The sequence below is a fragment of the Parabacteroides timonensis genome, assembly GCF_900128505.1.
Classification (GTDB): Bacteria; Bacteroidota; Bacteroidia; order Bacteroidales; family Tannerellaceae; genus Parabacteroides; species Parabacteroides timonensis.
Genome location: NZ_LT669941.1, coordinates 1959631 through 1972936, shown reverse-complemented (window position 1 = coordinate 1972936; position 13306 = coordinate 1959631). Strand labels below are relative to the sequence as shown.

Sequence of the window (13306 nt, the reverse complement as noted above, 5' to 3'; positions counted from 1 at the left end):
TTTATCATTAGTGCATTATTTTGATAATGCGTGTTTTCACGAAAGCCCGCTTTATTACATGGCGAACGGGCATACTTATTTATGCAGCAATGGTGTCAGCCTTACGCTTTTACCATTCGCTACATAATAAATACAATTTTGTATAAAGAAGTACCTAAAGAAAAGTTTACTTTTTTTATTCGGATAGGATAGTGGCTTGTACGCCAGTGAGATAGAATAAATGTCTCAGCGCGTCTTCCGGGTTATTGGCCTGTTTGAATGAGAAGTTATAGCGGCGATTAGTGAATTTTTGGGTATCCATTTGTATTTTTATGTGGTAGGTTTCTTCCAGGCAGGAGAGGATCTCTTGTAAAGAAATATTAGAAAGACAAATCAGTCCGAATCGCCATAATGTATGCTGGCGGGCATCGATTTTATTTACTTTGACGGATGAACAGTCACTGGTAAATACAGCCTGTTGACCGGGTTGAAGGACTACGAGGTTCTCTCCGCTGGATTTTTCCAATTGGATAGAGCCTTCCAGCAATACGGCTTCAGCCATATGATCTGCATTATCTGTATTAAGACTGAAGATTGTTCCCAACACTTTGATCCGGTATAAATCCGTAGAAACGATGAAAGGATGCAGCGTGTCTTTCGCTACCTCAAAAAAGGCATTTCCTTTGAGTTTAACCTCCCTTGTATCGCTGATAAATTCAGCAGGATAACTCAAAGATGCTCCGGAATTCAGCCAGACGGTGCTACCGTCGGTCAGTTTTATCTGCATGACAGAATCGGTGAATACATTGGAAATTGTATTCATAGGTAAGGAAGCTGGTCTTTGCATATAGAAAACCGAGAAAGCAAGGATGATGGCAACAATAGCGGCTGCGCTACTCCATAGATAGAGATATTTCCGGGCATAAGAGCGCTTGTCAGGCTGTTTCTCCAGATTGTCGATACGCTGGTTCAGACTGTTCAATGAATGCTTCAAAACCCATGGATCTTCTCTTTTTTGTTCAGAGCAAGTGTGCCATATTGTTTTTAATTCAAAGAATAGAGCTTCGTTTTCTTTTGAAGCTTTTATCCAGTCCAAAATAGCCTTATCTTCTTCTTCTGTAGTCTGACAGGTAAAATATCTATATATAGTATCCTCTTCCATTTTCTAGTTCTCTTATTGTTATATACAACTTTATAAGAAAAAACACCTAATTCGTTTTATCTATAATTTCTATAAATTTGAACAGAATCGGGATGATCAGTGAAGTGCCTTTATGGGATTTCAACTTTTCCCGGAGTATTTTAAGCGCGTTGTAAATGTGGTTTTCAACGGTGCTTTTGGATACTCCCAGTTTTGTGCTGATCTCTTTTGCAGACATATCATATAAGAAGCTTAAAGAGAAAGCCTCTTTGCAGCGAGGTGGAAGGCTTTCAATAGCTGCGTTTAATTCAATCCTGAGATCCTGATTATATAAATTCCGTAATGTGTCGTTGGTATCGGGATTGTAGTACTGATACCCAATCTCTTCAATCTCTTGTTTATATATATTACTGTAATTTTCCAGTAAACCTTTGCGCTTCAATATATTTAAAGCGGTGTTGTAAACAGAACGGAGCAAATAGCCACGTAAAGAAAGAGTTTCATCCAGCGTATCCCGATGCAACCACAAATTAAAAAAAACATCCTGAACGACATCCTCAGCTTCATTTTCATCCAACAATAGCCTGGCGTACGAACGGACAGAAAAATAATGCTGCTTATAAAGATCGTTAAAAGCATTTCGATCTCCATTTTTGATTCTTTCTGCTGGCGAGATGTCTTTCATCAAATATTCCTTTATACTCATTTTCAGAGGTCAAATATATCCCTTTTTTTCTTCTTTCTCGTTTGTTTTATTCGTTATTTTTTTTGAATATTGCATGCGGAAGTGGTTGTGGCATATATACTAAGCTATATATGCACAACCACTTTTTGTGTATTATTGTATAATCATCTCTTATATTATTATGTATGAAAATAGCTGGTTATTGTTGTATTTTGGTCTTGTTTCTGTGTTCCTTTACCCAGTCGGAAAAACGTCTACCCTATAAGGATCCGGCATTACCTGTAGAAGAGCGAGTGAAAGATTTGTTAAACCGGATGACGATTGAAGAAAAATTCTGGCAGATTTATATGATGCCGGGTGATCTGGATTTAGGTAAAGAAAAATTCTTTCACGGGATTTTGGGTTTTCAGGTGTCGACAGTAGGAGCAAATAATCCCGAACTGAAACAACTATTGCAGTATAATCCGACTTTGACAGCACGTGAAACAGTTAAAAAGGTAAATGAGATTCAGCGTTTTTTTGTAGAAGAAACGCGTCTAGGAATTCCTATTATTGCTTTTGATGAAGCTTTACATGGGGTGGTACGTGGCGGAGCAACCGCTTTTCCTCAGGCGATTGCCTTAGCAGCCAGTTTTGATACCACATTAATGAAAAAAGTTTCTCATGCCATTGCCATGGAAACGAAAACACGCGGTATCCGGCAGATCTTATCACCGGTAGTTAATCTGGCTACGGATGTACGGTGGGGACGTGTGGAGGAAACCTATGGAGAAGATCCTTACTTGTCGGCTTGCATGGGAGTGAATTTTGTGAGAAGCTTTGAAGAGTTGGGTGTGATAACTACTCCCAAGCATTTTGTGGTCAACTCCGGTGATGGAGGACGCGACAGCAATCCAATCCATTTTACCGAACGCTATTTGGAAGAGACACATCTGATACCGTTTAAAGCCTGCTTTATGGAAGGTGGTTCACAATCGGTAATGACTGCTTATAATATGTTGGATGGAACACCATGCACAGCCAATCCTTGGTTATTGATAGATAAGCTCCGAGGAGAATGGGGGTTCGACGGCTTTACAATAGCCGATGCCGATGCGGTCGGTATCATTCATAAATTACATCATACGGTTAATAATTTTGCAGAGGCTGGTGCTGATGCTGTTAATGGTGGGTTGGATGTTATTTTTCAGACAACTTACGATGAGCATCTTCCTTTTTTACAGGCTTGCCTGGATGGGCGGGTTACAAAGGAGGCACTCGATCGGGCTGCCGGACAAGTCTTAAAAGCGAAGTTCCGCCTGGGGCTTTTTGAACATCCTTATGTTGATGAAACTGAAGCGGAGAAATGGAATGCCTGTGCCGAGCATCGGGCGTTGACACGTGAAGCGGCCCGTAAATCGATGGTTCTATTGAAGAATAGCGATCAGGTATTACCGTTATCCAAACAAATCAGTCGTATCGCATTGATAGGGGAGGATGCAACAGCTGCTCGCTTAGGAGGATATAGCGGTCCCGGCGTAAAGAAGGTAAGTATATTAGATGGTTTGAAGAATAAGCTGGGCGATCGGGCAGAGATATTTTATGAAATGGGGTGTAAGCGGTTAAATCCTGCCTACGTGACGGTGCCGGGTAATTTCCTTTTTACTTCAGAAGGGAAACCTGGCCTGGAAGGAGTCTATTTTAATAACATAACTTGTGACGGACAACCGGATTTGAAACGGATCGATAAACAGTTACAATTCTCCTGGACACTTTTTGCTCCGGATACCTGCCTGGCTGTTGACTGGTTTTCTGTCGAATGGAAAGGGAAGATGCAATCCCCTGTTTCCGGAACATATCAGTTCGGGTTGGAAGGCAACGATGGTTATCAACTTTGGGTAGACGGGGAAAAACTGATCGATAAACCTTATAAGACTTCGTTTGGAACCTCTCTTGTGCCGTTCCGCTTTGAAAAAGGGAAGGAATACGATATAAAGGTCCGCTTCTATGAGAATACCCGTAATGCCCGTATCCGCCTGGTTTGGGATTATGGAGTTAAAAATGAAGAAGAGAGTATCGAACGTGCGGTACAAGCAGCCCTTCGGTCGGATGTTGCAGTTGTGGTGGTGGGTCTTGAAGAGGGAGAGTTTCGTGACAGAGGTTATCTGACTTTACCCGGCAGGCAAGAGGAATTGATCAATCGTGTGGCTGCGACAGGAAAGCCGACAGTTGTCGTACTGATAGGGGGAAGTGCCGTTGTTATGTCGGAATGGATAGATAATGTTCAATCTATATTAAATGCTTGGTATCCTGGAGAAGAAGGGGGAAATGCCGTTGCCGATGTATTGTTTGGCGACTATAATCCTTCCGGAAAACTTCCGATAACTTATCCTATCGATGAAGCTCAGTTACCATTGAATTATAGCCATAAACCTACCGGGCGTAGCGATGATTATCTGAATTTGACAGGGGAACCTTTATTTCCGTTTGGTTATGGATTAAGTTATTCGGAATTCGATTATAGAGATTTGAAAATAGAACCTGTTCCCGGTCGTACATCTTATAAGGTCTCTTTTACAGTAAAGAATATCGGAAAGTATTCGGCGAATGAAGTCGTACAACTTTATTTACTCGATAAAGTGGCTTCTGTTACTCAACCTATCACCCGGTTGATCCATTTTGAACCGGTACCATTGGCACCGGACGAAACCCGGAAAGTAAGTTTTCAGATTACAGAAGAAGATCTGTCGATGTTGGATAAAGATATGAATCGGGTAGTAGAACCCGGTGATTTCCGTATTATGATAGGACGCTCCTGTAAGGATATCCGTTTGAAAGGGACTATCCATCAGCAATCGAAAATAAACCTGGGGACTGTTTCCCAACCTTCACCTATTAAACTATAAATACAATGAGAATATCAATCAAGCAGGTAACAACGACGATACTGGCAGTTTTACTTTTGTCGTGTACAGAAAGTGGAAAAAAATTGTCGGCTGACTATCGTATCATACCTCTGCCGGTAAAAATAGAAGAAACGGAAACCTCTTCATTCACTCTTTCCGGGACAACGCGTATCGGATATCCGGTGGGTAATGAAAAAGCCGAACAACTAGCGGCTTTCCTTTCCGACTATATCAAGGAAGTAACCGGATTTCAACCGGAGACAACAGAAGGTATGGTTTCCTCCAACGGAATAAATTTGCTGTTGGAGGATATTTCTGAAAATTCTCCGGAGGCCTATCGATTGGAAGTGAATAATAAAACCGTTTCTATTACAGGCAAAAGTGAAGCCGGGCTTTTTTATGGTATACAAACCTTGCGTAAGTCATTGCCGTCAGGAGCAGAGAATAAAGAAATCATTTTTCCGGCAGTCCTGATAGAAGATCATCCCCGGTTTCCATACAGAGGAATGCATCTGGATGTTGGACGGCACTTCTTTTCAACGGATTTTATCAAGAAATATATTGATATTCTGGCTCTGCACAACATCAATATCTTCCACTGGCATCTGACGGAAGATCAGGGATGGCGGATCGAAATCAAGAAATATCCCCGTCTGACAGAGGTTGGCTCACAGCGTAAAGAATCCTTACTGAACGATGGCTCCGGAAAGTTCGACGGGATTCCTTATGGTGGTTTCTATACGCAGGATGAAGTCCGGGAGATTGTAAAATATGCAGCTGATCGCTACATAACAGTTGTTCCGGAGATCGATTTGCCCGGTCATATCACATCGGCGTTGGCTGCCTGTCCGGAATTAGGGTGCACGGGCGGTCCGTACGAAGTAGCTACAACTTATGGTGTCCATAAAGACGTTCTATGTATTGGGAATGAGCAGTCACTTCGTTTTGCAGAGGATGTCCTATCGGAAATTATCGATCTGTTTCCATCACATTATATTCATGTCGGTGGAGATGAATGCCCTCGCGACCGATGGAGTAAATGTTCTAAATGCCAGCAATTAATTCATAAGATGGGCTGGAAAGATACCAAAGAACATCAGGCGGAAGATAAACTACAAAGCTATTTCATGACGTGTATCGAAGCGTTTGTAAACAGTAAAGGCCGCCAGATAATCGGCTGGGATGAAATACTCGAAGGCGGCCTTGCTCCGAATGCAACCGTGATGTCATGGCGTGGAACGGAAAACGGAGTTAAAGCGGCACAACAGCATCATGATGTCATTATGACACCAGCCGGGATTCTTTACTTTAGCAGTAAACAACTGCTGGAACTTGGTGGAAATCGTGGTATTCGGCGGATATATGATTTCGAACCTGTACCCGATTCTTTGCCGTTGGATATACAAAAACATATTATCGGTGTACAAGGTTGCCTTTGGTCGGAACGGATCGAGACGCCGGAGCGAGCCGAATATCTGATTCTCCCAAGAGTAGCCGCATTAAGCGAGTTGGCTTGGTCAGCACCTGAACAACATGACTTTGACGGTTTTATGGACAGGCTTTACCGTATGGTAGATATCTATGATCGGGAGAAATATACTTATTCAAGACATGCATTCCAAATAACGGAATCTTTTAAACCTGATACCGTCCGAGGAGCATTGGCCGTTTCTTTATCGACCATCGGCAACCGCACTATTTATTATACGTTGGATGGTAGCGAACCGGAGATCAGTTCAACAATTTATACAACGCCTGTTATGGTAGATCAAAATGCTCTTCTTCAGGCCCGGGTTATCTTCGAAGGAGATACAAGCGAGCTTTTTACAGAAAATATACAAGTGAATAAGGCAACCTTTAAACCTATTCATCTATTTAGTCCACCTCATTCGAACTATACTTTTGGAGGAGCGACTACCCTGACAGACGGTTTACAGGGAAACAGTAATTATAATACCGGCCGTTGGCTCGGCTTCCTGACGGATATGGATGTAATGATCGATCTTCGGGAAGTAACCCCAGTGAAGAGAGTTTCTTTTACAGCAAATGTCTCGAAAGGAGCAGCAGTTATGGGACCGGTAGGGTTTGATGTCCTGCTTTCAGAGGATGGAACAAACTTCCGTAAAGTAGCTTCACAATCTTATCCGATATTAGGTAAAAACGATAAAGACGGTATCTATCCCTATGCCCTGGACTTTGTGGAGACGCCGACGCGTTATGTCCGTATCGTTATTAAAGTAACTCCCAAGCTTCCTGCGTGGCATATGTGGCCGGGAAATGCGGCGTTCCTGTTTGTGGATGAAATAAGTATAGTGTAAGGTGATCATCCTCGATGGTTTGATATTCCATTTTTACATTATCAAAAATTAAATATTGTTTGTGATACGTTGTTTCCTGCTGTAAGATATTTGTTTATAATATCTTACTTAGGGAATACATTGCTTAAATTCTGAAAGAATATAGGATTTATTCAAGCTCGATTGCTTAAAATTGGTTACTTCAGCCTTTATTTCTCCAAAAGTTCTAATTTTGTCATGTTGAATAATAAAAACGGAAGAGATGAAAAAGTATGCATTTTTATTCATGATAATGATTATCGGATTATTATCTTGCGGAGATGATGATAAACCTGTTGTACCTGAATTGGACAAACTATCCCAGATCACATGTACCAAAGGGACGGATGTGGTGTTTTTTGCATATATCAATTATACGAATGATGATAAGATTGCTTCTATCGATTTTGTTGATGGAAAGAAGATACCTTTTATATATGTAGATAAAAAGATTACAATGATGAATCCGGAAGACGGCATCGAACGGATTGAATATACTATGGGAGGAAGTGTCATTCTCTACAAATTCGTTAAAAAGGATAATCCTTATAATAGAGAGGTTTACACAAGTGATAAATATGATTATAATTATAGTGGTTCCAGCCTGACTGGTGCTTCACGAACAATGACCTGGCCGAAAGAAGGAGAGGGCGGCTACGAATCACAAACATTTGACAAAGAAGAAACTTATTCATGGGAAAACAATAATGTTGTCCTTTTCACCCAGGATAAGAAAAGAATTGAATATAAATATAGTGCGGCCTTGACTCCGTCCAATTTTCCCTGGCGTGTGATACCATCTTTTAATCCGGTAGGTTTTGATGCTTTTTCTCCGATAAATCTACTTTATGGAAACCGAAGTAGGAACTTACCTGAATCGGCTACTTACTATAGTCTTTCCGGAGAGGATGATACAACAGCAAATTACACGTATCATTTTACAACTACCGGCGATTATATTACCGCCATGACAATTCAGGAACAAATCAGTTCTACCGATAAAATAGCAGAGACGAATACATATAATTATACGTTTACCTATTCAAAGTAACAAGCCTGTTAGTAATAGAGATATTAAAAAGGTTGTTTGTATAAGTTGTTAAATCGCATCCGATGAAAGTGATGCGATTATCTGTCGGTATTGTATAAATATCTCACAAATATCCCTTTTGCAATAAATCTACAAGCTTTTGCGATAATATTAAAAACGATAAAAGAGGACAAACAGTATTTTTGGGCAAAAATAAAAGTCTATCTATTGAGACCTATGCCATGAATACAAAGTTTTTATCGTTGATTTCAATTATCGCATTTGTTTTTAGTTCCTGCTCTCATAAAGCACGATTGAAAAAACAAGTATCCGACCTGTTGCGCTATGAAGTTGTCCTTCGGGGAAATGAGGCGCTGGAAGAGGAACCTGTCACAGTAACTTCCTTTGTGGCTGAACGAAGTGTCGGTGGAATTCACGATTTTTATTCCGAAGGCGATTACTGGTGGCCGAATCCAGCCAGTCCGGATAGCGCTTACATCCGTCGTGACGGGGAGACGAATCCCAATAATTTTGTGGCCCACCGTCATGCAATGATCCGCTTCAGTACTATCGTTGGCGACCTTACTTCTGCTTGGATCATTACCCGGGATGAAAAATACATTGAGCAAGCCTTAAAACATATTCATGCCTGGTTCATAGATGCTAAAACACACATGAATCCAGATCTTCAATATGCCCAGGCTATCAAAGGAATCGCAACAGGTCGTGGAATCGGTATTATCGATACGATTCATCTGTTGGAAGTCGTCCAATCCCTGATCGTGATGGAGCAGAATAACTTACTTCCGGAAGAAGAGGCAGTTGCAATAAAAGACTGGTTTTCAAAGTATTTGTATTGGCTGGCCAATCATCCCTATGGAAAAGATGAAATGAATGCAAAAAATAATCATGGTACTTGCTGGGTGATGCAGGCTGCCCTGTTCGCTAAATATACAGGAAATACAGAGGTTCTGGATTTTTGTAGAGATCGTTTCCAGACCGTTCTATTGCCGGATCAAATGGATACGGACGGTAGTTTTCCGTTAGAATTGAAACGGACAAAACCATATGGATATTCCCTTTTTAACCTGGATGCGATGGCAACGCTCTGTCATATCCTCTCTGATGAGAATCATAATCTATGGCAATATACAACGGAAGACGGGCGAAATATGCAGAAAGGTGTGGCGTGGCTCTTTCCTTATATAAAAGATAAATCAATATGGCCTTTCGACAAAGATGTGATGTATTGGGATGAATGGCCTGTGGCACATCCGGCCTTGTTGTTCAGTGCTTACGATACACCGAATGAAAACTATATGTCTACCTGGTCGACGTTAGAACATTTTCCGTTACATGATGAGGTAGTCAGGAATTTACCTATTCGTCATCCGTTACTGTGGTTGTGAAAACAATGTCTTACATTATATAATAGATTCACTTTATTAGTTGGAAAAATATGAAGCTCAAAACTCCTGTCTTATTTTTATTGGTTGTCCTAGCCTCTTGCGGAACCGACCTGGACCTTGTTCAGGATAATTTTTCTTTTGCTTCAACACAGTTAAAGCAAGCTTTTGTTGAAATGGATGCCGTCCGTTCCGCAGAACCCAGAGAGAAGCAAGTCTTGCGTGATAAGCAGAATCAGGGGCCATTGGCCAGTCCACGTAATGTTGAAGCCGACGGCACACTGCACATGGTAGTTTCCCGTGATTGGACCAGCGGATTCTTTCCTGGCGAACTTTGGTATATGTATGAATATACCAAAAATAACTTCTGGAAAGAAAAGGCCCGTGAACAAACCGCTTTGATAGAGCGTGAAAAGATGAACGGGGGAACGCATGACATGGGCTTTAAGGTGTATTGCAGTTTTGGGAATGGTTATCGTCTGACCGGAGATGCAATTTACAAAGATGTTTTGTTGCAGGCCGCTTATACATTGACTACCCGTTATAAAGAAAAAGTAGGAGTGATCCGTTCATGGGATCATAGCCGGGATAAATGGGATTGCCCGGTCATTATTGACAATATGATGAATCTGGAACTTCTTTTCTGGGCATTCAGGACGAGTGGCGATTCCTTGTTTTATAACGTTGCTGTAAATCATGCCCGTACTACCATGAAGAATCATTTTCGTAAAGATTATAGTTCTTATCATGTGGTTGATTACGATACGATAACAGGGAATGTGTTGCATAAACATACCCATCAGGGGTATGCACATGAATCGGCCTGGTCGCGTGGCCAGGCCTGGGGGCTTTACGGATATACCATGTGCTACCGTGAAACAGGTTTGCCTGAATTTCTGGAACAGGCGAAACATATAGAGAACTACATCTTTTCGCATCCGAACCTGCCGGAAGATCAGATCCCTTATTGGGATTTCGATGCTCCAGGAATACCGGCCGAACCTCGTGACGTATCGGCTGCAACTGTAACGGCTTCCGCTTTATACGAGTTGAGTATGTATGATTCTGCAAACCGTTCCGATTATGTCACAAAAGCAAATACGATCCTGGAGAATCTATCCCGGGAGTATCGTACTGCGCCCGGCAAAGATAGAGGCTTTCTATTATTACACAGTACAGGCTCTAAAATGCATAACGTAGAGGTAGATGTCCCGATCGTATATGCCGATTATTATTATCTGGAAGCTCTCCTTAGAAAACAGAAACTGGAAAAGGAAGGAACTGCGATATTATAAATGAGTAATCAATAAAACAAATAAACATAATGAGAAACATTCTTTATACCTGTCTTTTCCTGTTCTACTGTTTATCGGTGGCAGGAAAAGTACCCAGTAATCAGAAAATACGGTTAACGGAAAATTGGGAATACCTGAAAGGCGACTTGGGAGGAATCTGGGAGGCTGTACGTCCGGCTTCACCGGGAAATCCGGAAACCGTGCCTGTCTGGCAGAAAGTTACTTTACCCCATTGCTTCAATGCAGAAGATGCCGTAGATCCCGATATCAATTATTATCAGGGTCCGGGCTGGTACAAAACATTATTGACTATTGATAATCCATACGCCGAAGGTCGTGTCGTACTCGATTTCGAAGGGGCCGGACAGAAAACGAAAGTCTATATTTATACGACTTTGGTTGGCGAGCATGTAGGCGGTTACGATGAATGGAGTGTCGATATAACCGATGCCGTAAAATCCTTTATGGCAGATGATCAGTTAGTGAAACGTTTCAAAGGGAAAGTGCCTTTATCTATCCGCTGTGACAATTCGCGCGATTTGGAAATGATCCCGTCCGATTTGTCCGACTTTAACTTGTATGGTGGTCTTTACCGTTACCTGAATCTGGTCTATTTGCCGAAAACATCCTTTGAACTGATCCGACTGGAGCCGGAACTTTCGGCCGGACGGAAAGAGGGAACCGTTCGTATAAAGGCCTCTTTCTATAATCCGGAAGATATTCGGGAAGCCGATGTCACCGTAGCTATCTATGATGCAGACCGTAAGCAGGTCTATTCTCAAACGGTTGACAACGTCCTGCCCCTTGGAAATCTGTTGCTGGCAGAAGCAAAGATCAAAAATCCTGCTTTATGGGATGTCGACTCTCCGAATCTTTATACTTGCGAACTGACTGTCAAAGCCGATGGTCAAAGCCTGACCGTCAGCGAACGTTTTGGCTTCCGTCAATTTGAATTTAAAGAGAAAGGTCCGTTCTTCCTGAATGGACGGCGACTTTTGCTTCGCGGAACTCACCGTCATGAAGATCATGCCGGAGTGGCACAGGCCATGACCGAAGATATGATGCGTACTGAAATGCAGATGATGAAAGATATGGGTGTCAACTTTATCCGTCTCGGGCATTATCAACAATCGGACATAATCCTCCGGCTTTGTGATGAACTGGGTATTCTGGTCTGGGAAGAAATACCCTGGTGTCGTGGCGGCTTGGGCGGAGAAACTTATAAGGAGCAGGCACGCCGTATGTTGACGAATATGATCGACCAGCATCATAACCACCCGTCTGTTATTATCTGGGGGTTGGGGAATGAAAACGACTGGCCGAATGATTTCAGCACGTTCGATAAAGGAGCTATCCGTGCTTTTATGAAAGAGCAACACGACCTGTCACACCGTTTGGATGATACCCGTATGACTGCCATACGTCGTTGTGCATTTTGCAGCGATATCGTCGATGTTTATTCTCCTTCCATCTGGGCAGGTTGGTATCGCGGTATATTCACCGATTATAAATCTGTATCCGAAGAAGAAATGAAGAAAGTAAAACATTTTCTGCATGTGGAATGGGGAGGTGATAGCCATGCCCGGCGTCATTCGGAAAATGGATTTGCCAACCTGAAAGGCATTGAGTCGGGAAAAGGTGCAGACGAACGCGATGGCGATGCCTCTTTATACGGAGGTGCAGCCCGCGCATCGAAAGATGGCGACTGGTCTGAAAGCTATGTTGTCCGCCTGATAGACTGGCATTTGAAAGAGCAGGAAACAATGCCGTGGCTAACAGGTTCTGCCTATTGGCCGTTTAAGGATTTCTCGACACCTGTCCGCCCTGAAAATCCGGTTCCATACGTGAATCAAAAGGGAGTTGTCGAACGCGATTTTACTCCGAAAGAAAGCTATTATGTCTTCCAATCCTACTGGACAACCAAGCCGATGGTGCATATCTATGGCCATAGCTGGTCGGTACGCTGGGGAAATAAAGGCGATCGTAAAGAGATTCTGGTTTACTCAAACTGCGAAGCTGTCGAATTATTCGTTAACGGCATCAGCCAGGGCGTGAAGAAACGCAACAGCCAGGATTATCCGGCAGCCGGACTGCGTTGGAACTGTGTGTATGAAGAGGGAAATAATGAGATTCGTGCTGTTGCCGTGAAAGGAAAAACTGAGGTGACGGATGAGATCTGCCAGGAATATCAGACGGCTAAGTGGGGCAAAGAAGCATCTGTTACATTGTCCGTCATTTCCCGTGAAGGCGATACCGTTCTATTGGAAGCGCAGCTTTTTGACAAAGATGGTGTTCGCTGTCTTGATTCAAAGGAATATATCGAGTTTGAAATAGCCGGCGACGGTTCGTTGATCCAGAATCAGGGAACATCTACCGGTAGTCGCAAGGTACAGGCTTATAATGGAAGAGCCCGGATTAAGGCGAATCTAAATAAAGGTAAGAGCATCATTGCTGTAAAGTCGGATGGCATTCCTACTACTTTTATAGAGCTGATGTAGACGAAAAGGCACCGATACAATTGTGCATTAAAACGCAATATTTTGCCATGC

Annotated in this window: 8 protein-coding genes; 6 read left to right on the top strand and 2 right to left on the bottom strand. The window is 42.4% G+C overall.

Translation table 11 applies throughout. From position 1 onward, the window contains the following. Positions 1 to 175: 175 nt before the first annotated feature. Both BQ7394_RS15535 and BQ7394_RS15530 read right to left on the bottom strand, forming a co-directional pair. Entirely contained in the window at positions 176 to 1141 is a 966-nt protein-coding gene (locus BQ7394_RS15535; protein ID WP_075558262.1) for a FecR family protein, read from the bottom strand. A gap of 46 nt (positions 1142 to 1187) precedes the next feature. Continuing rightward, the gene (locus BQ7394_RS15530) at positions 1188 to 1805 is read right to left on the bottom strand and encodes an RNA polymerase sigma-70 factor (RefSeq protein WP_075560065.1); all 618 of its coding nucleotides are present in this window, start codon (positions 1803 to 1805) and stop codon (positions 1188 to 1190) included. Between the two features lie 185 nt (positions 1806 to 1990). On the opposite strand from BQ7394_RS15530, the gene BQ7394_RS15525 reads away from it, so the two are divergent. The 6 genes from BQ7394_RS15525 (at position 1991) to BQ7394_RS15500 (ending at position 13255) form a co-directional block, all read left to right on the top strand. After that, positions 1991 to 4690 (top strand): glycoside hydrolase family 3 C-terminal domain-containing protein, encoded by a 2700-nt coding sequence (locus BQ7394_RS15525; RefSeq protein ID WP_235848758.1) that lies wholly within the window; start codon positions 1991 to 1993, stop codon positions 4688 to 4690. A gap of 5 nt (positions 4691 to 4695) precedes the next feature. Then, positions 4696 to 7008: a family 20 glycosylhydrolase gene (locus BQ7394_RS15520; protein ID WP_075558261.1), complete on the top strand. Its 2313-nt coding sequence runs from the start codon at positions 4696 to 4698 to the stop codon at positions 7006 to 7008. 241 nt (positions 7009 to 7249) lie between these two features. Next, a complete protein-coding gene (locus BQ7394_RS15515; protein ID WP_075558260.1) occupies positions 7250 to 8077 on the top strand; it encodes a DUF5032 domain-containing protein in 828 nt (275 codons plus the stop codon). Between the two features lie 221 nt (positions 8078 to 8298). Then, entirely contained in the window at positions 8299 to 9465 is a 1167-nt protein-coding gene (locus BQ7394_RS15510; RefSeq protein ID WP_075558259.1) for an alginate lyase family protein, read from the top strand. A gap of 50 nt (positions 9466 to 9515) precedes the next feature. Next, positions 9516 to 10757, top strand: a complete 1242-nt coding sequence (locus BQ7394_RS15505; RefSeq protein WP_075558258.1) for a glycoside hydrolase family protein — start codon at positions 9516 to 9518, stop codon at positions 10755 to 10757. 29 nt (positions 10758 to 10786) lie between these two features. Further along, the gene (locus tag BQ7394_RS15500) at positions 10787 to 13255 is read left to right on the top strand and encodes a glycoside hydrolase family 2 protein (RefSeq protein WP_075558257.1); all 2469 of its coding nucleotides are present in this window, start codon (positions 10787 to 10789) and stop codon (positions 13253 to 13255) included. Positions 13256 to 13306: the final 51 nt, after the last annotated feature.